Source organism: Acetobacter zythi, from assembly GCF_963921165.1.
GTDB lineage: Bacteria > Pseudomonadota > Alphaproteobacteria > Acetobacterales > Acetobacteraceae > Acetobacter.
In genome coordinates, this window is the sequence record NZ_CAWUEO010000002.1 from 1 (window position 1) to 24,544 (window position 24,544).

Below are 24,544 nucleotides of genomic sequence, written 5' to 3' on the forward strand. Positions count from 1 at the left end.
CAATGACCAAAGAGCCAAAGAACCTAGCAGAAACTCTCATCCCCGCCAAGACTGCTTCGTCTCGGTGAAGCAGCTTCTATACCCCTAACCACATACCCGTCAACACTCCTACGCAAAAAAAATGAAACAAAATCATAACCTAATCAAAAAATCCCAGAAAACCGCCATGCCCCACACTAAATGTTCCTACCCCAAAATAAAAACAGGCCCATAAGGCCCGTTTTCACTCCAACCACTCCCTTATGAACTGGGGTCAGATAACGTCTTCCGTCGGTCCTTCGGTCAAAACACCTTCCCATTTGGCAGAAACTGCGGCGGCGTAGCCATTTCCCAGCACATTTGTGGCGGTGCGCAGCATGTCGAGGAAATGGTCGATCCCCAGAATGAGCGCAATCCCGGCCTCGGGCAGCCCAAACTGCGGCAGAACGGCAACCAGCGTAACCAGCGATGCGCGGGGAACCCCGGCAATACCTTTACTGCTCAACATCATAACAAGCACCATTAGCGCCTGCTGTGTCCACGGCATATGGATGCCATATGCCTGAGCAATGAAGATCGCGCCAAAAGACTGGAACAGAATAGATCCGTCCAGATTAAAGCTATACCCCAAAGGCAGCACAAAGCCTGCAATGCGCGATGGCACGCCAAAGTTTTCCAGCCGCTCCAGCAGCAGTGGATAGACAGATTCACTACTGGCTGTTGCAAACCCAAGAATGACCGGCTGCACGAGTTCGCGGATCAGCTCCTTGATGCGCGGACCAATGACACAGAATGTAATGCAGGTCAGCACAACCCAGAGGGTCATGATTGTTCCGTAGAACTGGAACAAAAACCGCCCGAAATGCATCACCATTTCCGGCCCACTATGCGCAAGGCTTCCCATGATGGAACCAAAGACGGCAATAGGGGCCAACACCATGACCATATCGGTCATACGCAACATGATATGCGCCAGTTCCTCCGACCATGCGAGCATGGTTTTGCCAGCCTTACCCGCAGCAGGCAAAGACACACCAAACAGGACCGAGAACACAACAATCTGAAGAATGTCATTGCGAGACATGGCATCCAGAATACTTGTGGGCACGATGTGCAGCACAAAGTCGACCGGCTGGAAAGGATGCCTGAGCGAAGCAATATCCGCAGGCAACGGTGCGGAGAACCCTGCCCCCGGCTGCAGGATGTTAGCCGCCAGCAAACCGATGGTGAGCGAGATAAAGGACATGGCCAAGAACCAGAGGATGACCTTCCCCCCCACACGCAGCACGAGCGTATCATCCCCCAGCTTGCCTATGCCGCTCACCAGCGTGGCAAACACAAGCGGGGCAATGACCATACGAATCAGCCTAAGGAACAGACCTGTAAGCAATGTTGCGACCTGCTCCGCAGCACTGACATACGCAGGTGCCCAAACATGTATGGACAGGCCGCACACAATACCCAAAACGAGAGCAACAAGGATGGCGTATGTCCGCCGTCTGGTATTTCCGAACTGCGTGGCAACTGCCATCAGCGTAATTCCTCTCCCGTTTTGACTGAAAACTTCCGTGACAAAGACGCTCCTAATAGGAAAGACTTGTCCGGTCGTCAAAAACCGTGTTGTGGAATGTGCTCCGCCCGTGCTCAGGGTGCCGTTAAAATTGGGGTTTGTCACAAAGTTTCGGCATTGCCCTTTTGCTCTTTCCATGAGATGTCATTTTCTCCACTTTCCAGTCGTCTGGCAGTTTTGTTCATGTCCTTTTTTCGCTCCGGTGTTGTTTCCCTTATTGTGGCCTCGACCCTATCTGGTCAGGCTATGGCCAAGACCGCGTGCGATACCGCGTCCGATGGGCAGATTGAAATTTCCATGAAGGAAGTTGGCGCAGCCATTGGCTATATGTGGGGGCGCGGCACTCTGACTTATGGCGGGCAGCGTTACCCCATTTCGGTCAAGGGTGGCGGTGCTCTGGCTTTGGGGGGCGCCAAAGTAACTGGCACGGGCTGCGTTAGGAACCTGTCCCGTCTGGTGGATTTTGAAGGCACTTACTGGACTATTGGTGGAGACGCCGCCGTAGGCTCCGGGCCTGTCGGCATTGTTATGGAAAATGCCAAAGGGGTTGATATGTCCTTTTCAGGCCATGCCCACGGTGCGCATCTCTCCGGCCAGATTTCTCGTCTTTACTTCAAAATTGATTCGTTCTGAGCAACAGCCGCATCCGCCATTATTGCCAGACCTGTTTGGGCTACTCGCCCCGTTCCTAAGTTTACCATTCGCAATCTGCTTATGCGACCCTCATAATTAAAAATTATTTTATGCGGTCTAATAAAAAAGGGCCTGCGGAATAATCCGCAGGCCCTTTGTTTATACCGTCTTCAACTGGTGGCTTTGTCAAACCAGCCAAAGTTCTTTCAGAACGCCCATGTTGCGTCACAGCTGAACCAGAACATATTGTTTGTGCCGTTATTGACGACAGGATTATCAACAGTACCAGCCTGGTTGAACGGATGTGTACCATTGAGCGATTTGTCCAGACGGACTTCCGGCCGAATAATAAAGCCACCCAGAGCCAGCTTTTTGTTAATGAACTCGGGCTTATAGGTCACGCCCACCGTGAGTTCACCATACGTTGTTGGCATGGCGTTGTAGTAGGGATACGGCTTATTGGTAAGCGCCTGTGTAAAGGAATTAAAGCTGGAATATTCAGCAATAAACACCCCCGGAGTTGTCGCGGAAAACTTCGCCACGCGCATTCAGGGTCAGCCACGGGTGGAATGCATAGGAGAAATAGGTGCTTACGCCGTAAACGTCGTCACGCAGACCATCATCATGCAAGTAAGTGCCGTTAACGGAAACAGTCATCTTATCATTCACATGATAAGTCGCCATGAAGTCCCCATTATACTGCATCAGGCTATTGGCGGCCTTGCCCATGCCGGAGCTAAGCCAGCCCTCGGCCGATGTGACCTGCCGACCATTGTTCCCCTGCGGGCCAAAATGGCCGATTGCGTGCATGTCCAGCTTGCCATCAAGCAGTTTGTTCCATGCAAAGCCAAAGTAACCCTTGGGTTTGTTGTTATTACCCGATGAGCCGAATGTTGTGGAGTTACCCGCATCCACCCCAAGGATCCAGTCCATGTGCTGGGTCACGTGCATGGTTGCCAGAATACCAACGGTTTCGAACGGCACGATGTAATCGGACGCATAGTTGAAGCTGTAGAACGGACGCGCCTGAGAGGGTGTGCCTTCCGCCCCCATGATGCCGTACATCTGGCCAACCTGCACGTCGATCCCGCGTTTGAAAATCCACGGTAGATGCGCATCAATATGTGCCTGCGTAGGCGCCCACTGGTAAAGGCCATGCAAGGAGCCGGACCCCATGCCAATGGTCGGGTCAAAACGTGCATCCGAACCATACATGGCTTCAAACACAAACCCCAGACCGTAGCCTTTGCCAACAGATGTGACAGGGTGAGAGATGGAACCCATAATCTGGTTAAGGGTCGCGGTATTGGCGCGGTCTGTATAGTACTGCGCAAAGTTGCGGCCTGAACGTGTCCAGGGGTTACCGGTAACACCCCCTTCAACCGACACATGCGCCTCCAGCCCCTGCCAGTAGTTCGGGGTCTGCCCAGCTTTGGGATGAAAGAGATTGCCCACGGTGGGCTTCATCGCATCATCTTCGCTGCTCACGCCAGAGGGAACTTCTTCCCCATCAGATGGCGTGCCCGCAGCTTTTTCTGCTTCTGGCGGTGCGCTGATTGGCGCATTAACAACCTGAGCAGTGTTCAGGGACGCAGGAGCGACCCCGGTTTCTGCTGCATGAGCATACGATGCAAGCAATGAGCCGCCCGACACACACGCGGCAAGAAGGAAATTGACTTCCTGAACAAAGTTTTTACGCATCACAACAATTCCAATCCAAGAAAGAAAACTAAGTCTTGTGTCTTCGGCTCATTCTTTTTTGAACTTACTCATAAAAAATACTGTACAAACCAGCATGATTGTTGAATAGATAAAAAATATTTCGATGTTGTAATAAATTACGACAGCAAGGGCAATCAACGCCGCCACAAGGGCAAAGCCCGGCAAAACAGGGTACAGCGGTGCCTTGTAGCTGCGCACCAGATTAGGTTCAGTCCGCCGCAGACGGAACAGGCTGATCATGCTCAGCATATACATGGTCAGCGCACCAAAGACCGACATGGTCACCAAAGTTGCCGTTAAAGACTGCCCCTGAATGCTAATCAGATCATCAGAAAAAATAGCCGCAATTCCAATGGCGCCACCCGCCAGAGTTGCCACATAAGGCGTTTTGAAACGCGGATGCAGCCGCCCCAGAACTTCGGGCAGAAATCCAGCGCGGGCCAGCGCAAACATCTGCCGGGCATACCCCATGATAATACCATGCAAGGATGCCACCAGCCCGAACAGCCCCAGCCAGACCAGCATGTGCAACCAGCCGCTATGCGCCCCTACAACCTGCTTCATAGCCTGCGGCAAAGGATCATTCAGGTTGGACAGAGCGTGCCAGTCACCAACGCCGCCAGCAAAAATCATGACACCAAAAGCAAGAGTAACAAGCGTTAGAATACCAGCAATATAGGCAATGGGAATGGAACGGCGTGCATCGCGTGCTTCTTCCGCCGCCATGGCAACACCTTCCACAGCCAGAAAAAACCAGATGGCAAACGGCATTGCCGCAAAAATACCACCCAGCGCCTGCCAGCCAAAGTGCGGCGCCCCACCCCAGCCATCGGCCAGAAAATGGTCCCATGTAAACGCTGGAGCCACCACACCCATAAACACCAGAAGTTCGATAATGGCGGCAATGGTAATGAACAGCTCAAATGTTGCGGCAATATGCACACCAATAATATTGAGCGTCATGAACACCAGATAGGCCCCCAAAGCCGCAACCTTGGGCGACAGTCCGGGGAACTGGACATTCAGATAAGCACCAATAGCCAGAGCAATGGCGGGGGGAGCAAAAATAAACTCGATCAGAGTTGCCAGACCGGCAACAAGCCCACCCCAGCGCCCCAAGGCCCGAAAGCTATAGGCAAAAGGGCCACCTGCGTGCGGGATCGAGCACGTGAGTTCTGTAAAACTGAAGATAAAAGCGGTGTACATCAACGCCACAAAAACAGTGGCTACCAGAAAGCCGAGCGTTCCGGCGGTGCCCCACCCGTAACTCCAGCCAAAATACTCGCCAGAAATGACAAGTCCGACGGCAATCCCCCACAAATGGAAGGCACCGAGAGACTGGCTGAGCTTAGTCCCGCTGCTCTCACTCATGCGTCTGTGTCCTTATCATGTAAAGATAGTGTGTTTTTGCCCAACACCTTGTCTGGTGCTGCGTCTTTTAAGCCGACACCTGTAAGTCCAAGCCGTTCCGCCTCCTGCATCAGCCATGCCAACTTGCTTGCGGCTACGGGTATCGTCATGCCGTGAGCATGGATGTTGGACAGGCAGTTCCGTAAGGAATCAGGGCAGCCCACATACGGTGCGTATGTCAGGTAAATGCCCAGACTGTCCGCAACACTCAGGCCGGGCCGTTCGCCAATCATCATAACGACCAGTCTGGCCCCCATGGCCTGAGCAATCTCGTCCCCAATGGCAACGCGGCTTTGCGTTGCAATCACCAGAGGAGCAATGCGCCAACCCCGAAGGAGAGGCTGCATTGCCTGAAAAAACGGAATGGCGTTGGTCTGGGTCGCAATGGAGGACAGACCATCCGCCGCCACGAACACAACGTCCCATTCCTCTTTGCGCAATGTGTGCAAAGACTGCTCACAAAGCCTGCGCCCCAGATCCGGGCGACGCAGATACGTGGCCCTATCCGCCGCACGGCTTTGCACATGCAGGCAGGGTGCGCCATGCAACTGCTGTTCCATGCCCTGCACGTCCAATGGCGCATGCACCGCATCCCGCGCCTGCGCATGCGCCGCCTGAAACGCCAGCACATCCGTGGTGCGCTGTGCGTTACCACTACGGCCAAGGCCAATACGTGCGCGGGTTAACCCACGCAGGGACTGCCATTCGTCCCTTACCGCCGGATTGGTCGGCACAGAGAGTTTGCCGTGTTCCGTCATGCCGCGCCAACCAGTCTGGCAAGCGGGGTCTGCCCCAGCGCCAGTGGGCGCATCTGGTTGGCTAGCGGGTCGTACAGCCCCATACGCTCCAGCCATGTGGCAAACTCGGGCGCTGGGCGCGCGCCCAGCATGTGCCGCAGGGTCAGAATATCGTGGAAAGACAGGCTCTGGTAATTGAGCATGATGTCATCCGCGCCGGGCACGCCAATCAGGAAGGTAATGCCCGCCACACCCAGCAGGGTCATCAGGTTGTCCATGTCATCCTGATCAACCTCGGCATGGTTTGTGTAGCAGGCGTCACACCCCATGGGCACACCCATGAGTTTGGCGCAGAAATGGTCTTCCAGTCCGGCGCGAATGACCTGTTTGCCGTCATACAGATATTCGGGACCAATAAAGCCCACCACGGTGTTCACCAGCAAAGGGTCAAACGCCCGCGCTACGGCATAGGCCCGCGCCTCTACCGTTTGCTGGTCAATGCCGTGGTGGGCGCCAGCAGACAGGGCTGCCCCCTGCCCTGTTTCAAAATACATGACATTCTGCCCGACCGTGCCCCGCCCCAGAGCCAAAGCCGCCTCATGCGCCTCCCGCAGAATGGCAAGGCTGACCCCGAACCCTTCATTCGCCTTTTGCGTGCCTGCAACGGACTGGAAAACAAGATCCACCGCGCCACCACGGTTCATGATCTCCAACGTATTGGTAACATGGGTGAGCACGCAGGTCTGGGTTGGAATATCGTATAACTGACGGGCCTGATCCAACATATCCAGCAGGGCCAGACCATTGGCCACACTATCCGTTGCCGGGTTAATGCCAATAACGGCATCCCCCATACCGTAAAGCAGACCATCCAACGTGGAAGCCGCAATCCCTTTCAGGTCATCCGTCGGATGGTTGGGTTGCAGACGCGAGGACAGGCACCCGGGCAGGCCAATGGTATTACGGAATTTGGTGATAACCTGAATTTTACGCGCAACACTCATCATATCCTGATTGCGCATGAGTTTGCTGACGGCCGCGGCCATTTCTGGTGTAATACCGGGCGCAATCCGGGCAAGACTGAGCGTATCCGCCTCGTGCGAGAGCAGCCAGTCACGGAACTCTCCAACAGTCATATGCGCTATGGGTGCGAAGGCGTTGGTATCGTGGGTATCCACAATCAGGCGCGTGACTTCGTCTTCCTCATAGGGAACAAGTGCGGTTTGGACAAAACTGCGCAAGGGAACATCGGCCAGAGCGTAACGGGCGGCCATTCTCTGCGCATCAGACTGGGCAGCCAGACCGGCCAACTGGTCGCCAGAGCGTGTGGAAGAGGCAACCGCCAGAAGGGTTTTGAGGTCAGGAAAATGGTAGCTCTCCCCTCCCAGCCTGTGACGATATCCCATCTTGCAAAGCCTCCCGCCCCTGCGTGCGCACTTTTGTCGCAAGGGCCAGAAAGGAAGCACCTCGCGCTTTAGTTCGATATCGTTACAATAGCAGCATCCCCGCCTTCGGACTTGACTGGAGGAGACAATTTATTGATCATTCAAAACAAATTGCACCCTTACATAGACGTATCCTGCCATGTCTGACCCGATGCAAAGCCCGACATCTGGTGTGCTGGCTGCTGCCGCAACCGGTGTTGAAGAGTTCATTACCTCCCGCGGGGGGGATATCGACCGGATTGCCGGGCGCTCTGGCCTTTCCACCGGCCAGTTCGCCCTGCCAACGGACAGGCTGGACCTGACCGCCTATTGCCGCCTGTTTGAAGAAGCCGCGCGTGAGACGCAGGATGGCAATCTGGGCCTATGGTTTGGCCAGCAGTTCCAGCCGGAAATGCTGGGGCTTGTGGGGTATATTGCCCTCCTTTCCGCAACAGTGGAGGAGGCCGTGCGCAATCTGGCCAGCCATTTTGGCTATCATCAAGGCAACACACATACACAGTTGATAGAACAAAAAAACGGGCTGCTCCGGCTGGAATACGCCATTCAGGACCCCGCCATTACCCAGCGCAGGCACGATGCGGAGCTGACCATGGGCATGTTCTGCAATGTTCTGCGCCACGCCATGGGGGAAGACTGGGTGCCCGAGGCCGTTCTGTTTGAGCACCAGCGCCCTGAACAAACACATGAACACAGGGATGCTTTTCAGGCGGATATCCGCTTTGGCCATGCCACAAACGCCCTGCTGTTCCGCAAAGCGGGGCTGGACCGCCCCATGCCCAAAGCCAACGCCAATATGCTTGAAATCATGCGGGCCTCGCTTATCTCCCTCTCCCGCAACCACCAGAGCAACGGGCTGGTGGTCCCTTCCCCTCCGCTCAAGGAGCAGATTGCCGCCATTATTCGCGCAGGGCTGGCAGAGCGGTGCTGCACACTCTCCGACATTGCCCAGAGCATGAACATGCCAGCATGGACACTGCAACGCAGGTTAGCCCAAGTTAACCTCTCCTTTGGCACATTGCTGGAGGAAGTGCGCTACGCCGAGGCCTGCCGCCACCTCAGCCAGTCCGGTTCGGACATGAGCGAAATTGCCATGGCTCTTGGCTACACCGAGACAAGCGCCTTCAGCCGCGCTTTTCGTAAATGGAGCGGCCTTTCCCCCCGCGCATGGCGGGAGGAGCACCTTATTAAAACAAACCGGCTTAACGCACCGCTAAGCACCCCGTAACCAGCCCACGACCGTATTCATATTTGCATCAACCCCGCATAATATGAGACACGAACAGGGCATGAAGCAGACCGCCCCCCCCCTCCGCCGTGGCTGGACCACGGGCAGTTGCGCAACGGCTGCGGCCAAGGCCGCATGGCTGGTTCTGCAAGGGCACGAGCCTCCTGCCACCGTGTGGATTACCCTCCCCTCTGGCAAAAACGCTACGTTCAGCCTCTGCCAGTATTCCGGCCCCCCCAACGCGCCCTGCGCCGCGGTTATAAAAGACGCAGGCGATGACCCGGACATTACCCACGGCGCCATGGTGCGCTGCACGGTTCAGGCTGGTGTTGCGGGTTCGGGTATTGTGTTCAAGGCCGGGCCGGGTGTTGGCACCATTACACGCCCCGGCCTGCCGTTACCGCCGGGCGAACCCGCCATTAACCCCACCCCACGCGCCATGATCCGCACAGCCCTGACACAGGCCAATCAGGGCATTACCCCGGACGTGGACGTGACGATCAGCATTGATAATGGGGAGGAACTGGCACACCACACGCTCAATGCCCGGCTTGGCATTGTGGGCGGGCTATCCATTTTAGGCACAACGGGCATTGTCATGCCATTTTCGTGCTCCGCATGGATTGAGAGTATTCACCGTGGGGTGGACGTGGCGCGGGCTGAATCCCTGCTCCATGTTCTGGCGGCCACGGGCAACGTATCCGAAAAAGCGGGGCAGGCCCTGTACGGTCTGCCAGATGTGGCCTTGATTGAAATGGGAGATTTTGCGGGTGGGTTGCTCAAATACATCCGTCATCACCCCGTCCCGCGTCTGAGCCTTGCTGGCGGCATTGCCAAAATGACCAAGCTGGGCCAAGGCCGCCTGGACCTGCATTCCAGCCGCAGTCAGGCGGATATGTCCGCACTGGCCCAGCTAGCCGCCCAACATGGCGCGCCAGACGGCCTGCCGGGACTGATCCAGACAAGCCCTACGGTTGCAGAAGCCTTTTTGTTAACCAGCAACCACAACTTCCCTTTAGGGAACCTGATTGCCCACAAGGCGTGGGATGTTGCCCACCACACCCTGCACCCCGCCACCGTAGCACTGGATGTGCTGGTGTTTGACCGCGCAGGCACACTGGTGGGCAAAGCAGAGGGGCCTTTACCCCTTTAACTGCGGAACCGGCGGCGGTAATCCGGGTCATACAAAGCGCTCTCCCGCCCGGCTATGCCTGCAAGGGCGGGACCGACCAGCACCAGCGCCGTGCGTTCGATCGGGTTGTGTTCCAGCTCTGCCTCAATATTCTCCAGCGTACCATGCAGCACAAGCTGGTCTGGCCATGATGCACGGGCAACAATGGCCACGGGGCATTGTGGGCCATAAAACGGGGTGAGTTCGGCCACAATACGGGCCAGAGCATGCACGGCAAGATGGATGGCCAGTGTTGCCCCCGTGGCGGCAAATGCTTCCAGCTTTTCGCGCTCGGGCATGGCGGATGCGCGACCGTTAACGCGGGTCAGCACAAGGCTCTGCGCCACGCCGGGCACTGTCAGTTCCCGCCCCAGAACAGATGCCGCAGCCGCAAAGGCTGGCACACCCGGTGTCATGGTCCACGGAATGTTGTTGCGCTCCAGCCTACGCACCTGCTCGGCCACGGCACTGTAAATGGACAGATCACCCGAATGCAGCCGGGCCACATCGTGCCCAGCTTTGTGGGCCTTTACATACTCTGCCTCAATCTCATCCAAAGACATGGGGGCCGTATCGACCAGACGGGCATCATCAGGGCAGTACTGGAGCATATCCGGTGGTACAATGGAGCCTGCATACAGGCAGACCGGGCAGGACGCCAGCAGGTCTCGCCCCCGGATGGTCAACAGATCCGCAGCACCGGGGCCTGCACCAATAAAATGAACCGTCACTTCCTAATCTCCTTCTGCCACCGCACAGGTTACACCACAAAAGACCTGACGGGGCAGGCACAACCGTGCCCCAGCCCCCGCACCGGCAAGAGCACATGCCTCCGCCACAGATGCAACCCCTACATGCCGCATAACCGTGCGCGAAGCTGTGGGGCAGACTTCCTGCACCTGCTGGAGTTGTGCGTGGCTTACCCACAACACCTCCGCCCCCCACCTGCGCGCTACCACATGGGGCAGGTCATCCATATTTTTTATGTCCGGGACCGCAATATAGTTGGGAGTTCTGCCCCTCAAACCATGCAGGCTGCGCGCAACCAGTTCCAGCGCATGTTCGGGCAATGCGGCCTTGCGCCACCCCATCCCCACCACAATCATGCGTTTTGGGGCTTGCTGGCCACCCATTGGGTGACGGTCATGGCGGGCCGGAAAGCATGGAACCCCCCAACCTCATCCAAACGCGCAACGGAAAGACGGGTCATGCGCCCCCCCCACTCCCGCAAAGCCTGTACTAACCGGCTCTCGGTTTCCACCACCACGGCGTTCACCACCATGCGCCCGCCCGGCCGCAGGGCGGCCCATGCCTGTTCCAGCACACCCGCACGGCTGGCGCCACCCCCTACAAAAATGGCATCTGGCGTTTCCAGCCCATGCAAACCATCTGGCGCACGGGCCTGCACAACCTGCAAATCGGGAACACCCAATGCCTGCGCATTGCGGGCAATACGGGCTGCACGTTCTGGCGCGCTCTCAATTGTTATGGCGCGGCACCCCGGCCCTGCGAGCATCCATTCGATGGAAACAGACCCCGCTCCCCCGCCGATATCCCACAACAGCTCTCCCATACGGGGCGCCAGGGCGGACAGGGTTACAGCCCTTATTTCCTGCCGGGTTAACTGTCCGTCATGTTCAAAGCAACTATCGGGCAGGCCGCTACACTGGGGCAGGCAGTGTTCGGTCGCACCTGCTGGCACTTCCAGTGCAAGCAGGTTCAGTGCGGCCACATCCGCCGGGGGGCCAGCCTGCGCAACAAAGCTACGGCATTGCTCATCAGCCCCGCCCAAGGCTTCCATCAGGTGGCAACGCACCGCGCCCAAACCAAGGCTTACCAGCCATTCCGCCAACTGCCGGGGGGTCCGGGCATCGGCCGAGAGCACAAGCAGCCTTGCCTGAGGCTGCAAAAACGGTCGCAACCGCGCCATGGGTCTGCCACAGACGGACACCACATGGCATTGCTCCCCCGCCCAGCCAAGCCGTGCACACGCCAACGACACGGAGGAAGGTGCGGGAAGGCACAACATTTCACCCGCCCCAAGGCTACGGGCCAGCACACCCCCAACCCCGTAAAAAAATGGATCGCCCGAGGCCAGAACAACCACGCGGTGCCCACGCAGGGCCATAACCTGCTGCACACCCGCACTAAACGGCGTGGGCCACGCCACACACCGGCCCTGCGGCAGCGGCGCCACCAGAGCCAGATGGCGCACACCACCAAAAACATACTCCGCCTGCATGATCAGACTTCTGGCTGTGCCACTCAGCCCGTCCAGACCATTCTCCCCCACCCCAATAACACTTAGCCAAGGAGCAGGCCCAAGGGCATGGTCGTCAGACATAATTGACCCTTTCCGGCATACAGCAATAAGGCCGGGTGGCCTTTGCTTGCTCCCGCTTATGGCCTGCGGGTATAGGTTGGCCAAGATAACCCGGCACCAAGGTTCTGACATGCCCGCAGCGTTTCCGCCCCCCTTGAACGAGAAGGGGAACACCGTACAGCCCGGCCTGCGCGTGCTGGTGCTGGGCGGCACAACGGAGGCCAGTACCCTGTGCCGTAAGCTGGTCACCGGTTGGCCTGCCTGCCATGCGGTTCTCTCGCTTGCCGGTGCAACCCGCCAGCCGCACCTGCCGGACATGACCACACGCATTGGCGGCTTTGGGGGTGTGCAAGGGCTGACCGACTGGCTGCGCCATAACGCCATCCATGCCGTTGTGGACGCCACGCACCCCTTTGCCGCACAAATGAGCCAGCATGCTGCCGCGGCCTGCGCTGCGGCCTGCGTGCCCCTGTTGCGGCTGGAACGGCCCGGCTGGAAAGCAACGCCGCATGACGACTGGCTGATGGTGCCCAGCATAACGGATGCGGCCAGCACGCTTGCCCATGCCAGCAGATGGAAGACCCACCCGCAATCCGTGTTCCTGACCACAGGGCGGAAGGAGACCCGGCCTTTTAAGGAGGCTGCGCAACACCACTATCTGTTCCGCTCCATTGATCAGCCCGAAGCGGCCGACCTGCCCCCCCACACGCAGGTCATATGCGCGCGTGGGCCGTTTGATCTGGCCGCTGAACTCCAGCTTATGCGTGTGCATAACATTACCGTGCTGGTGACCAAAAACTCGGGTGGGGTGGCCACTTACCCCAAGCTGGAAGCCGCCCGTATGCTGGGCATACCCGTGATCATGATTGCGCGCCCCACCGGGCAGGACACCCCCCACGCCGAGGATGCCGCAGCAGCTCTGGCGTGGCTGCATCAATGCGCCTCTTCCACCTTGCGAGACGTATAAAGCCAGGGTTCCTGACCTTCGGGCCGGGTTAACACTCTTGTGGCCGGGCAACCGATCAGCACCAGTGTGCTCATATCCGCCCATTCGGCATCGGCCTGTGCAATGGTGGAAAGCCGGACCGCCTCATCCGGTCGTCCAATGGCGCGGGCAAAGGCAACTGGCTCATCCCCCCCCATACTCAGCCGCAAATGGTCAAACGCAGCCCCTAGCTGCCATGGACGTGCGTGCGAACGCGGGTTGTACAAGGCAATCACCAACCCTGCCTGTGCCGCCAGCCGCAAACGCTCCAGCACAACCGGCCACGGTTTGAGGTTATCGGAAAGGGAAATGACACAAAAATCTCCCCCCAAAGGAGCCCCAAGCCGGGCGGCTGCGGCCAGAACAGCACTAACACCGGGAATGACCTGTATATTAAGCGTTCGCCAGACCTCGGGGCCATTTTCCACGGCTTCGAATACAGCACTCGCCATACCAAAAACCCCGGCATCCCCGCCGGAAACCACGGCCACATGCCGCCCGCTCATAGCCATTTCCAAGGCATGGCAGGCGCGGGAGATTTCCTCCCGGTTATCGGAGATATGGCGCACCACCTCCGGCCCAGCCTCCACCCGCCGGACATAGGGCGCATACCCGACCAGATCGGTCGCATGGGCAAGAGCCTGCCGCGCCTGCGGGGTCAACTGCTGCGGATTACCCGGACCAAGGCCCACAACAACCAAAGAACCACCGCTCATCGCACACGCTTCCTTCCGGGCAGCAGCACAAGGGAAAAATAAGGCGCTTTACCCTGACACTCCGCCAGTGGGGTAATCACCTGCCCCCCCTGCGTGCCCCGCTCCACGTAAACCGCGTCTTCCATCCGGCCACTCTGGGCAACGGCCTGACGGACATGGGGCATATTCCGCCCGATCTTCATAATAACGGCCGCATCCGTCCGCTCCAGCCAGTTGGCAAGCTCGGCCTGCGGCAGGGTTGCGGGGAGCACACACAGCACGTCATCACCATGGGTCATGGGGGCCAGCGCCTGACTCCAGCAGCCATTCATGGCCATAATGCCCGGAACCACCTGCGTATTGCACCGCTCATGCAGCCGGTCGAACACATACATGGCCGAACCGTACAAAAACGGATCTCCCTCGCACAGGAGGGTCACATCACGCCCCGTTGCAAGCACCTCTGCCAGCCGCTCAGCACTCTGGTCGTAAAAAGCCGACATATTCTGGTGGTAAGCCGGGTCGTTAACCGAAATCTCGGTCGTAAACGGGTAGACCAGCCGCATCTCACACGCATTGGGGCCAATATGGGCCTGCGCAATGGTCCGTGCCTGACTTGGGTGGTTTTCGCGGCAGAAATACGCAACAACGGGGGCAGAACCAATCAGGCGTGCCGCACGCAGGGTGATCAGTTCCGGGTCCCCCGGACCTACGCCTACAATACTCAGTGTGGCTGCCATTATTCGACCTCTGTCGCCAGAGCGTTAAGGGCCGCAGCAGCCATGGCGCTACCGCCAAGCCGCCCATGTACCACCAGCCATGGCACATCATGCCTTTTGGTCAGGGCCTCTTTGGATTCCGCAGCGCCAATAAAACCAACTGGCACGCCCAGAACCGCCGCCGGGCGGGGCGCTCCCGCATCCAGCATTTCCAGCAGATGGAACAAGGCCGTAGGTGCGTTACCAATGGCGACAACCGCCCCCCCGAGCCTTTCCCCCCACAAATCGAGGGCGGCGGCAGAGCGTGTGTTGCCAATAGCCAGCGCCTGCTGTGGTGTGCGCGGGTCTCGCAGGGTGCAGATCACATCATTATCCGCAGGCAGGCGGGTGCGGGTAACGCCACGGGCCACCATTTCCGCATCACACAGAATGGCGCATCCATCGCGCAGGGCCTGCCGTGCGCGGGGCACCAGATCCTCGGTCATGGCAACAGACTGCGCCACATCCACCATGCCGCAGGCATGAATAATGCGCACAACCACAGTTGCCTGCTCCGGGGTAAAGGCGCTCAGATCCGCCTCTGCCCGAATGGTGGCAAAAGAACGCTGGTAGATGGCCGCCCCATCCCGAATATACTCATAGGCCGGCATCCACCGCTCCTTCGTTTTTGAATAACTCGAATGCTTTATAAACAGCCTGTTCGTTCACGAACAGGCTTTCCACCTCCCCTGTGGCCGATCCATTACGCACCAGCCCATAACCCTGCCCACCTGCTACAAGGGTAAAGTCGGTCGCGGCCGGATGCGCACACCCTTTGCGACAGCCTGAAACATGCAGATGCGCCCCATCTGGCAACAACGGCGCCAGCCTGCGGGCCAGGTCTTCCGTCTCGCCAGCAGCCTGCGCACAGGCGCCAGCCCCGCTACAGGCCCATATGCGCAACAGAGGAGAATGCGGGTCAGCCACCATGCCAGCCACAGCAGGGGCCTGCGCCATGCCACCCAGAACAAGGGTGTGCCATGGTGTCAGCCGCAAAATACCATCTCCCTGTGCCGCCGCAACAGTCGCGCAATCATGCAGCGTATCTGCGGTCATGCACCCCATTGGCGCGGACAGGGCAAACAGCCCATGCCCCAGCGGCCCAACACGCCCGCAACACGCCCCCGCTGGAGTAGGGGCGGCTATGTGCAACTGCCCAGCCACCCCCAGCAACTCGAACAAGACCTGCCCCACCGCACGGTTACGTTGCGGCCGAACATTCTGGTGGGACGCAACAAACACCTGCGCAAGCCCCACGGCCTGACTGGCAGCCACGGCATAAGTGGTGGGGAGGCCGCGCATGTTCCCACAAACAACGGACCACTGCCCCGGCCCCACCGCACGCAGGGTAATATCCGCGCGCAACAAACCTGCGGGGTAAAGCCCGCCACCATCCACGGCAAAACCAAATTTGCCCGGCAGGGCTGTCAGTGCTTCCGCACCGATCAGCGCATTCCGCAAGGACTCCGCACAGGCGATTGTGTCCACAGCGCAGGACGGGTCATCCCCCGCCAGAGGGGAGACAAGCATTGCCTGCCGCCGCTCCATGCCCGCATCAACCAGACCAAGCCCCGCCGCCACTGCAATATCGGGGAACCGGCGCGCGGCATCCGCACTAAACCCACGGAGTTGCAGGCTGGCCCTGTTGGTCAGGCTTATGCGGCCGTTACCCATTTTTCTGGCGACATCCGCCAACAAAAAAGCCTGCGCTGCCTCCAGCCGCCCCAGCGTGGGGCGCACCCGTACCAGCCAGCCATCGGCTGCCTCCATCGGGGCAAAAAGCCCCGGACACCACCCTTTGATTTCCGGTTGAGCAAAACCGCCATACACCCCGGTTACTCCCGTCTGGTCGGCCACCTGCGCACATTGGCCACAAAGGGGCGCTCCCCCTGCTGGCACGCGGTGTCCTGCAAAAACGACAAGGGCTACAGCACCACACCCGCCCCCATGGTGGAACAGAGCCACACAGCCAGAACGCTGGATATCCGCCCTGCTCTGCCCCATACCGCGCAACGTGCTGGGGCTGGCCTGCGTTCGTGTTAGGCTCCCAGACACAGGCTTGTCAAAGTGCTCCAAGGCACGGCAGGCATCTACTTTTATTCTGTTTGAAGCAGCTTCCTCTTGCATCGCGAGCAAAACCCTGCTTGCAGCATGACTCATGCAGGCTTCATTTGAGCGAACCAGTTGGTTTCCCATCATGCTCCGTCTGGAAGGGGCGCGTGTTCTTGTGGCTGGCGGCGGCAATGTCGCGGCCAACAAGGTGCAACTTCTTGTCTCCACAGGGGCGCGGGTGGAAATTTTATCGCCCACCCTCTCCCCCGAACTCGAACGCCTTGTGGCGGACGGCAAGGCGCATGTTACACGCCAGGACGCCACGGCGGACAACCTGAGCGCACGCCTGCCCGGCTGCCGCATGGTATACCTTGCCACCAGCAACCGTGCGCTCAATGCCGAACTGAGCGCGCTGTGCCAGAGCCTGAATATTCCTGTTTGCGCGGTGGATGACCCAGAGGTATCCAGCTTTATTACCCCCGCCATGACCACGCGTGGCGCGGTGCAGATTGCGGTCTCCACCGGCGGCGCCGCCCCGGTTCTGGCACGCAGGCTCCGCGCGAAAATAGAAGAGATCATGCCCGCGGGCTTGCACAGGCTGGCAGCCTTCATGCAGCAAAGCCGCGTGGCCCTGCGCACTCAGGTTCCGGATTCCGCCATACGCCGCCGGGTATGGGAGCGTTTTTTGGATGGTGCGGGTGGCCCGCTGGCCATGGCAGGCAATACGCAGGCGGCACAGGGCGAACTTGACCGCATTCTAGGCGAAGGCAATGCCAGAACAGGCGAGGTCTGGCTTGTAGGGGCTGGGCCGGGCAACCCCGACCTGCTCACCCTTGCAGCCCTGCGGCTGATGCAGGATGCGGATAGCGTTCTGTACGACAATCTGGTCGGGCCGGATATTCTGAACTACGTGCGCCGCGATGCCGAGCGGGTTTTTGTTGGCAAACAGACCAACAACCATACCCTGCCACAGGAGGGCATCAATGCCGAACTCATCCGCCGGGCGAAGGCGGGCGAGCGTGTGCTCAGACTCAAAGGGGGAGACCCGTTTATTTTTGGCCGTGGGGGGGAGGAAATAGAAGCACTGGTGGAAGCCGGTGTGCCATTCCGCATTATCCCCGGCATTTCGGCCGCCAATGGGTGTGCTGCCTATGCGGGCATACCGCTGACCCACCGCGACTGCGCACAGGCCTGCCTGTTTATTACCGGCCACGCCAGAGCCGATGGCACGCTCAATCTGGCATGGGAGACCATAGCCCTACGCAGCCAGACCATTGTTATTTACATGGGGCTAACTCTGGTCAGTCAGCTCTGTGCCCGGCTGATCGAACATGGCCTGCCCGCAGACTGGCCCGCAGCCATTGTGGAAGGTGGCACCCTGCCACGCCAGCGCGTGCTGACCGGCACCCTGACCACTCTGCCACAACAGGTTACAGACAACCACATAACCAGCCCCGCACTGATTATTGTGGGGGAAGTTGTGAACCACCGGGTTATTTCTGCGTCGTCCTAAGTCACAGCCGTTTGCCAGGCACAGTGGGCCTGATGGACATACACCGCTCTGGCGCCACCGCCATTGCGCTCGGAAAGCTGGTCCGCCCTTACACAGAGTGCATCTGTTGCGGGTGGGCGGCCGAACATACGCCGGTATTCCCGACTGAACTGGGAGGGACTCTCATACCCCACGGCAAAGGCTGCTTCCGCCGCATCCACGTTTTCGCTCACCATACGCCTGCGGGCTTCCTGCAACCGCAATTGCGTGCGGTATTGCAAGGGACTCATGTTGGTAGCCGCCCGAAAATGCCTATGGAAGGTGGACAACCCCATACCGGCCACCTTAGCCGCACGGCCAATATCAAACGGTTCCGCGTAATGCTGGGAAATCCAGTGAATGGCCCGGTTAATATGGGAAAGATTACTCCCCGCCGTGGCAATCTGCCTGAGCGCACACCCCTGATCCCCCTGTAACAGCCGGTACAGCAGTTCACGCACGATCAGGGGTTTGAGGATGGGAATATCTTCGGGCTGGTCCAGCAGCTTCATCAACCGCAACAAAGGTTCGGTAATGCCTGAGTTAAGCGGGCTTAACCCCATACCCATAATACACGCCTGATTGGGGTCCACCTGCCGGTCATTCACAACCAGCAGCAACTCCGCAATCAACACGGGGTCCAGCGCCAGACACAAGGCCAGATAGGGCCGTTCCGGGCTGGCCTGTGTAATACAGCCCGCAACAGGCAGGTCCACCGCCGTCACAAGGTAGTGGCTATCATCATAATCAAACACGCGGTCACGCAGCATGACCTGCTTTCTGCCCTGCACAATAACGTAAACGCGCGGTTCAAAAACAAAGGGAATAGGCTCGCTCACAACCTCAGCCCGGTAGAGCGTCAGTTCGGGAATGGCGGTTGTCACCGTGGATTGTGTACAATGCCGGAGCACCAGCCTCTGTAATTCCGCCAGATTACCGGCCATGCACGCCTCTTTGCTCCATTATTCCCCCAAAGCAGCCTGTGCGTCAGGCAGGCATGCAGCATTCCAGATATAGGAGAATAAGGCAATCAGCCACCCGCCTGCCTTGCCCAAAAGAGCACATAGCGGAGCAAACCGAGAGAATAAGGCAAGAAGTGAGCAGAATTGCTCTACCGCCCAGTCGCTATTCTGGCCCATTTTTGGCTCCGATATATAACAGTCAGGGAAGAACAGGCTCATGGCCTACGCCACAACAAACCCTTACACGGGCGAAGTCGTCAAAACCTTTGCCGATGCCACGGATCAGGAAGTCCAGAACGCACTGGACAATGCCTATACCGCGTTCCAGTCCTGGCGTGATGTGTCCTTTGCCCAGCGTGCAGAGGTTATGACTGCTGCGGCAAAAATCCTGCGTGACAACATGGACGACTACGCATCCCTGCTGACGCTGGAAATGGGCAAGGTCTTTGCCGAAGCCAAGGCGGAAGTCACGCTCTCGGCCGAAATTTTTGAATATTACGCTGAACACGCCGAACGCCTGCTGGCCGCCGAACCCCTGCCGGTCAAAAACCCCGAAGAAGGGCAGGCCATGCTGGTCCACGAACCGCAGGGCATTGTGTTCGCTATTGAGCCGTGGAACTTCCCCTACTACCAGATCGCCCGCATTATTGCGCCCCAGCTTTCCGCCGGGAACACGGTCATTCTCAAACATGCGTCCAACGTGCCGCAGTGCGCCGCCGCGTTTGATGACCTGATGCGCAAGGCAGGCCTGCCCGAAGGCGCGTTCCGCAACCTGTATCTGGCCCGCCACCACACCGAAACCGTGCTCAATGACCCGCGCGTATGCGGTGTTGCCCTGACCGGCTCCGAAGGGGCTGGGGCCATTGTGGCCTCGGTCGCAGGGAAAGCGCTCAAAAAAGCCACCATGGAACTTGGCGGTTCAGACGCATTTGTTGTGCTTGAAGACGCTGATCTGGAAAAAGCCGTTAAATGGGCCGTGTTTGGCCGCCATTGGAATGCAGGGCAGGTTTGCGTCTCTTCCAAACGGTTGATCGTGGCCGATGCCATTTATGACCGCTTTGTAGACCTCTACAAAAAAGGTGTTGCAGCCCTTAAGGCAGGCGACCCGATGGACCCTGCCACAACGCTGGCCCCTCTTTCCTCCCAGAAGGCCGCGGACGACCTGCGCACTCAGGTGGAAGAAGCCTGCAAGCTGGGTGCCAAGGCCGAGGTTATTGGTGCAGCCGTGCCTGAAAAAGGTGCTTTTTTCCAGCCGGTTCTGCTGACCAATCTGGAGAACAACCCCGCCCGCCTGTGGGAGTTCTTTGGCCCGGTGACCCAGCTTTACCGCGCAAAAGACACGGAAGACGCCATCCGCATTGCCAATGATTCGCCTTACGGCCTTGGCGGGTCTGTATTCACACAGGACACCAAGCGTGGGGTGGACGTTGCCCGCCGCATTTACACCGGCATGGTCTACATCAACCATCCGACCATGGTCAAAGCAGACCTGCCGTTTGGTGGTGTGGCCCGCTCCGGCTTTGGCCGCGAACTGATCGGCCTTGGCATTAAGGAATTCGTCAACCACAAGCTGATTGACGTTGTGGACATTGACGCACCGTTCTGATCGAACACTCAGGTCGTTGCTATGAACGCCGTTTGCGCGGCGTTCGTAGCTCCCCACCAAAAGGCCCGGCATATCTGTCGGGCCTTTTGTGTAACGCGGCCCTTTTGCTTTATCGCTCGGTCTGACCAACCGCGAGCCGGAGCAGAATATACTCACGCAGCCGTTGGGGCAACAGCCGCTCAACCACCCGCAACACGCGGAACGGCCACGGAAAAATATACTCCCGCCGCCCCTGTGCAATGGCGCGGGCAATAACACGGGCGGCTTTTTTGGCTGAGACCAAAAACGGGCGAGGGCCTTCCAGCCGCTGGCTCATGGGGGTGTCCACAAAACCGGGCACGATCAAGGTCAGCTTTACGCCGTATTGCCGCCACGCAAGCCCCGCGGATTTGGCAAAGAAAGCCAACCCGGATTTGGAACTGCAATAGGAGGCGGAAAATGGCATTTCGTAAAATCCGGCTACGGAGCCAATGAGCGCAATATGCCCATACCCCCGCTCCACCATGCTCTTTGCCGCAGCCGTGGCCAGCGTAACGGGGGTTGCGTAATTCACCAGTCCGAGCTGGAGCACCTTGCGGGGGTCTTCCGTCCTGTCCTCCAGGGACTGGATATCCGACAGGCCCGCACCAAGCACCACGCAGTCCGGGCTATGGGCTTTGTCATCTTCCTCAAACGCCGTCAGGGCAGCGGCTCCATCGCACAGGTCAATCTGGCGTGTATGCACCACGGCCCCTCTGGCACAACATTCCGTGGCTATCCGGGTCAGGCGCAGGGCGTTTCTGCCCCACAGAATCAGGGTTCGACCGGGTGCTGCATAATGGTGTGCAAGCTCCGCACCAATGCCTCCCGTGGCCCCTGTGATCAGCACGGAACGCAGAACGTCGTTCCCCGATGCATCTGATTTCACATTTTTTCCTTTCCCATTGAGAGAGAATAAGGCATCACCCGTGGAGTTTTTCATGTTCCGTTCCATGGAGGGGCAATGTCTTTCCCGACTCAGATTACCGTTTCCCCTGTTTCGGGCTCACGTCAGCTTTCTCTCTTTATAAAGCTTCCGCGCAAACTTTACGATGGCCTGCCCGGATATGTTGCCCCTTTGGACATGGAAGAGCGCGATATGCTCTCCCCCAAAAAAGCACCTTTTTTTGACCACGGTTTTGCGTGTTACTTTCTGGCATGGCGGAATGGCAAACCCATTGGCCGCATATCTGCCCAGATAGATTCCCTTGTGCTCAAACAGCCCGGCCCCAGAACCGGCTTTTTTGGCGCGCTGGACACAGCAGAACCGGCCTGCGTTCCGCTGCTGCTTGAAGCCGCAACCCAATGGCTTGAAGCACGCGGTGTTGAACGCATACGTGGCCCATGGACGCTTAACAGCAACGGTCAGTCTGGTGTGATGATTGAGGGGCAGCAGGAAATGCCCATGATCGGCACGCCATGGCACCCCGCAACCCTTGGTCCCGCTGTTGAGCAGGCAGGCTTTGAAAAAGCGATGGACCTGCTTTCCTACCGTATGGAAACCGGGCCACAGGCCGAACAGGCGAACCAGATACCCCCCAACCTGCGCCAGCGTCTGGGCAAAATTACCATGCGCGGCCTGCGCCTGAAGCACATTGTGGAAGACGCCAAAATCCTGCGCGAAATCTATAATGATGCATGGGCCGATACATGGGGCAATGTGCCACTGACCGCCCATGAGGTTGAAGCCCTGCTTAAAGCGCTTAAACCCATCCTGCGCCCTGAGCAGTATGTGCTGGCCGAAGTTGAAGGGGAACCCGCCGCCATAGCGCTGGTCATACCCAATATGTTTGACATTAGCGGGGATCTGGGCGGCGCGCCCTCCCCTCTGGGCTGGCTCAAGCTGGGGGCGCGCGTTCTCCGGCATGACTTCCATTCCGCGCGGGTCGTGCTCCTTGGCGTTCGCAAAAAATATATGGGCACAGCCCTGCGCGCCATGCTGCCGGTTCTGATTATTGATGAACTGATGAAGCGCGGTCACGTGCTACCCTACCGGAACATAGAACTGGGCTGGGTGCTGGAAACCCATACAGGGCTGCGCAACCTTATTGAGCGTATTGTTCCCACCCCGTACAAGCGGCACCGCATGTATGAGAAAATTCTGGCTCAACCCGAAGCCTGAATGTTGCACTCCTAACCCGCTCCATTCCCCACCTCAGGGGCCAGCCCTTCATGCTGGTTCATGAGGTGGGGAATTATAGGTGGCTCCACCCGTTTGCTTTGAACTGCATGAGTGCTCCGCTCCCATCCACAACGGATACACCACAGGGGCCTGCTTCAAACTGGCCTATGCGCGTTACAGGCACATTCCCATACGGGGTTGGCAGGCTTGGGCATGTGCTAAGTTGCTGTTCACGCTCTGGGGGGACGGCAAACAGAATTTCGTAGTCATCTCCACCAGTCAGGCATATTTCCTGCCATGAACGCCCAAGACTACGGGCCGCAGCCGACAGGGGAACCGTATCGGCCTCAATGCGCACATGCAGCGCATTTTCCCGCGCCAGATGGCCTGCATCCTGCACCAGTCCGTCGGATACATCCATGGCCGCAGACGCCAGACCATGGAGTGGCAGCCCCACACGGGGCTGTGGCAGGCGGTAGCGTTGCGCCAGATGGCCTGTTGGGTCATCCAGACGCTCCCTCCCCTGCAACACCCGTAGGCCCAAAGCACCATCGCCTATGGTGCCGCTCACCCACAATCCATCCCCTGCGCGCGCACCACACCGCCGGATCGCCTGACCGGGGCAAACAGAACCAACAATAGTCAGGGACAGCACGAGCGGCCCGGAGGTAGAAGTTGTATCTCCCCCCATCAGGCTCAACCCAAAATGGGCCTGATCCTGCGCCAAGCCCAGACAGAACTGCTCGACCCAGCTTTCCGTAATATGGGGGGGGCGCGCAAAGGCCAGCAGCCAGCCTTCTGGCATGCTGCCCATGGCGGCAAGGTCAGACAGGTTGCACCGCAACAGTTTGCGGCCGATTGTATCGGGCGGGTCTGTGGGTAGAAAATGAACATTTTCCACCATGGCATCAACCGCCATCACCATTTCCCGCCCCTGTGGGGGGGAGAAAACGGCGGCGTCATCGCACAAATTCAGGGCGGCGGAACCTGCCAGTGGCAGAAAATGCCGCTTTATAAACGCAAATTCGGGCGGCAGGTCAGTCCTGGGTTGGGGAAGGTGCGATGCTGTCATGGTCCTCAACCGGTGTCGGGTTTTTGAAAACCGTGTCCAGCACACCATTTACCAGACGCGGTTCATCCCCAAAAAAGAAGCCATGCGCCACATCCATATATTCATTGATCAGCACCGGGGCTGGCACTTCCGCATGACGGAATTCCGCAATGGCTGCAAAAAACAGCGCCCGCAAAACCGGGTCCAGCCGCTCGATCGGCCATGTGGATGGCAGGGTTTTAACAATATCCTGCTCAATAGAGGTGTGGTTGGAGACAGCCCCCCTTACAATGGAGGTAAACAGCGCCACATCCGCCTCGGGAATACGCCCGTCTTCGTAAGTTTCACCGCTCAGGGTCGTGCCGAACCTGTGGACCAGAAACTGCTCAATAACGGAATCCGGACGATCCCCATTCTGTTCAATCTGGAACAGAGCCTGCACGGCGGCAACGCGCGCGGCTGTGCGTGGCCGCTGCGCGGCTTTCAGCTTGGGTTGGTCCTGTAGTTCTGTCATCGTTCTCTCCTGCCCCGCTTTTATGCAGAGCCGCG

Annotated in this window: 22 protein-coding genes and 1 pseudogene; 7 read left to right on the forward strand and 16 right to left on the reverse strand. The window is 58.5% G+C overall.

Going from position 1 to position 24,544, the window contains the following annotated elements:
- Nucleotides 1-253 precede the first annotated feature (253 nt).
- Nucleotides 254-1,510, reverse strand: coding sequence for a dicarboxylate/amino acid:cation symporter (locus AABE20_RS03600; protein WP_338331884.1), 1,257 nt, complete (start codon nt 1,508-1,510; stop codon nt 254-256).
- A 222-nt stretch (nt 1,511-1,732) separates the two neighbouring features.
- Between AABE20_RS03600 and AABE20_RS03605 the strand changes: the two genes are divergently transcribed.
- Nucleotides 1,733-2,182, forward strand: coding sequence for a hypothetical protein (locus tag AABE20_RS03605; RefSeq protein WP_338331885.1), 450 nt, complete (start codon nt 1,733-1,735; stop codon nt 2,180-2,182).
- Between the two features lie 206 nt (nt 2,183-2,388).
- Here the strand turns inward: AABE20_RS03605 and AABE20_RS03610 are convergent.
- From AABE20_RS03610 to AABE20_RS03625, 4 genes and pseudogenes are all read right to left on the reverse strand, one after another.
- A pseudogene (locus tag AABE20_RS03610) lies at nt 2,389-3,883 on the reverse strand (outer membrane beta-barrel protein).
- Nucleotides 3,884-3,931: 48 nt separating this feature from the next.
- Nucleotides 3,932-5,275, reverse strand: a complete 1,344-nt coding sequence (gene eat / locus AABE20_RS03615; protein ID WP_338331886.1) for an ethanolamine permease — start codon at nt 5,273-5,275, stop codon at nt 3,932-3,934.
- On the reverse strand, nt 5,272-6,072 hold the full coding sequence (gene eutC / locus AABE20_RS03620) for an ethanolamine ammonia-lyase subunit EutC (RefSeq protein ID WP_338331887.1): 801 nt from the start codon (nt 6,070-6,072) through the stop codon (nt 5,272-5,274). The genes eat and eutC overlap by 4 nt, the downstream gene beginning before the upstream one ends.
- Nucleotides 6,069-7,457, reverse strand: a complete 1,389-nt coding sequence (locus tag AABE20_RS03625) for an ethanolamine ammonia-lyase subunit EutB (protein ID WP_338331888.1) — start codon at nt 7,455-7,457, stop codon at nt 6,069-6,071. The genes eutC and AABE20_RS03625 overlap by 4 nt, the downstream gene beginning before the upstream one ends.
- A gap of 178 nt (nt 7,458-7,635) precedes the next feature.
- On the opposite strand from AABE20_RS03625, the gene qhpR reads away from it, so the two are divergent.
- Entirely contained in the window at nt 7,636-8,721 is a 1,086-nt protein-coding gene (qhpR, locus tag AABE20_RS03630; protein ID WP_338331889.1) for an AraC-like transcriptional regulator QhpR, read from the forward strand.
- A gap of 61 nt (nt 8,722-8,782) precedes the next feature.
- Nucleotides 8,783-9,874 carry a cobalt-precorrin-5B (C(1))-methyltransferase gene (locus tag AABE20_RS03635; RefSeq protein WP_338331964.1) on the forward strand — a complete coding sequence of 364 codons (1,092 nt, stop codon included), beginning with the start codon at nt 8,783-8,785 and terminating at the stop codon, nt 9,872-9,874.
- Here AABE20_RS03635 and cobM read toward each other — a convergent pair.
- The 3 genes from cobM to cbiE are packed head-to-tail and all read right to left on the reverse strand — an operon-like array spanning nt 9,871 to nt 12,236.
- Nucleotides 9,871-10,623: a precorrin-4 C(11)-methyltransferase gene (gene cobM, locus AABE20_RS03640; protein WP_338331890.1), complete on the reverse strand. Its 753-nt coding sequence runs from the start codon at nt 10,621-10,623 to the stop codon at nt 9,871-9,873. The two genes, AABE20_RS03635 and cobM, sit on opposite strands and share 4 nt — an antisense overlap.
- Nucleotides 10,624-10,626: 3 nt before the next feature.
- Entirely contained in the window at nt 10,627-10,998 is a 372-nt protein-coding gene (locus AABE20_RS03645; RefSeq protein WP_338331891.1) for a cobalamin biosynthesis protein, read from the reverse strand.
- Nucleotides 10,995-12,236 carry a precorrin-6y C5,15-methyltransferase (decarboxylating) subunit CbiE gene (gene cbiE, locus AABE20_RS03650; RefSeq protein WP_338331892.1) on the reverse strand — a complete coding sequence of 414 codons (1,242 nt, stop codon included), beginning with the start codon at nt 12,234-12,236 and terminating at the stop codon, nt 10,995-10,997. The genes AABE20_RS03645 and cbiE overlap by 4 nt, the downstream gene beginning before the upstream one ends.
- 109 nt (nt 12,237-12,345) lie before the next feature.
- Between cbiE and AABE20_RS03655 the strand changes: the two genes are divergently transcribed.
- Nucleotides 12,346-13,182: a cobalt-precorrin-6A reductase gene (locus AABE20_RS03655; RefSeq protein ID WP_338331893.1), complete on the forward strand. Its 837-nt coding sequence runs from the start codon at nt 12,346-12,348 to the stop codon at nt 13,180-13,182.
- On the opposite strand, the gene cobJ is transcribed toward AABE20_RS03655, so the two are convergent.
- The 4 genes from cobJ to cobG are packed head-to-tail and all read right to left on the reverse strand — an operon-like array spanning nt 13,149 to nt 16,708.
- Nucleotides 13,149-13,916, reverse strand: a complete 768-nt coding sequence (cobJ, locus tag AABE20_RS03660; protein ID WP_338331894.1) for a precorrin-3B C(17)-methyltransferase — start codon at nt 13,914-13,916, stop codon at nt 13,149-13,151. The genes AABE20_RS03655 and cobJ overlap by 34 nt on opposite strands.
- Entirely contained in the window at nt 13,913-14,638 is a 726-nt protein-coding gene (locus AABE20_RS03665) for a precorrin-2 C(20)-methyltransferase (protein WP_408740679.1), read from the reverse strand. Before AABE20_RS03665 ends, cobJ begins: the two co-directional genes overlap by 4 nt.
- The gene (locus AABE20_RS03670) at nt 14,635-15,264 is read right to left on the reverse strand and encodes a precorrin-8X methylmutase (protein ID WP_338331896.1); all 630 of its coding nucleotides are present in this window, start codon (nt 15,262-15,264) and stop codon (nt 14,635-14,637) included. Before AABE20_RS03670 ends, AABE20_RS03665 begins: the two co-directional genes overlap by 4 nt.
- Complete coding sequence (gene cobG, locus AABE20_RS03675) at nt 15,251-16,708, reverse strand: precorrin-3B synthase (protein WP_338331897.1); 1,458 nt, start codon at nt 16,706-16,708, stop codon at nt 15,251-15,253. Before cobG ends, AABE20_RS03670 begins: the two co-directional genes overlap by 14 nt.
- A 103-nt stretch (nt 16,709-16,811) precedes the next feature.
- Between cobG and cysG the strand changes: the two genes are divergently transcribed.
- Nucleotides 16,812-18,218 (forward strand): siroheme synthase CysG, encoded by a 1,407-nt coding sequence (cysG, locus tag AABE20_RS03680; RefSeq protein ID WP_338331898.1) that lies wholly within the window; start codon nt 16,812-16,814, stop codon nt 18,216-18,218.
- On the opposite strand, the gene AABE20_RS03685 is transcribed toward cysG, so the two are convergent.
- A complete protein-coding gene (locus tag AABE20_RS03685; protein WP_338331899.1) occupies nt 18,215-19,180 on the reverse strand; it encodes an AraC family transcriptional regulator in 966 nt (321 codons plus the stop codon). The genes cysG and AABE20_RS03685 overlap by 4 nt on opposite strands.
- A gap of 235 nt (nt 19,181-19,415) precedes the next feature.
- Here AABE20_RS03685 and AABE20_RS03690 point away from each other — a divergent pair, with 235 nt between their 5' ends.
- Nucleotides 19,416-20,804, forward strand: coding sequence for an NAD-dependent succinate-semialdehyde dehydrogenase (locus AABE20_RS03690; protein ID WP_338331900.1), 1,389 nt, complete (start codon nt 19,416-19,418; stop codon nt 20,802-20,804).
- Nucleotides 20,805-20,913: 109 nt separating this feature from the next.
- Here the strand turns inward: AABE20_RS03690 and AABE20_RS03695 are convergent, their stop codons facing one another.
- Nucleotides 20,914-21,765: an SDR family NAD(P)-dependent oxidoreductase gene (locus AABE20_RS03695; protein ID WP_338331901.1), complete on the reverse strand. Its 852-nt coding sequence runs from the start codon at nt 21,763-21,765 to the stop codon at nt 20,914-20,916.
- A 21-nt stretch (nt 21,766-21,786) separates the two neighbouring features.
- On the opposite strand from AABE20_RS03695, the gene AABE20_RS03700 reads away from it, so the two are divergent.
- Nucleotides 21,787-22,944 (forward strand): GNAT family N-acetyltransferase, encoded by a 1,158-nt coding sequence (locus tag AABE20_RS03700; protein ID WP_338331902.1) that lies wholly within the window; start codon nt 21,787-21,789, stop codon nt 22,942-22,944.
- 73 nt (nt 22,945-23,017) lie between these two features.
- Here AABE20_RS03700 and thiL read toward each other — a convergent pair whose 3' ends face one another.
- Nucleotides 23,018-24,016: a thiamine-phosphate kinase gene (thiL, locus tag AABE20_RS03705; protein ID WP_338331903.1), complete on the reverse strand. Its 999-nt coding sequence runs from the start codon at nt 24,014-24,016 to the stop codon at nt 23,018-23,020.
- Complete coding sequence (gene nusB / locus AABE20_RS03710) at nt 23,982-24,509, reverse strand: transcription antitermination factor NusB (RefSeq protein WP_338331904.1); 528 nt, start codon at nt 24,507-24,509, stop codon at nt 23,982-23,984. The genes thiL and nusB overlap by 35 nt, the downstream gene beginning before the upstream one ends.
- Nucleotides 24,510-24,544 lie beyond the last annotated feature (35 nt).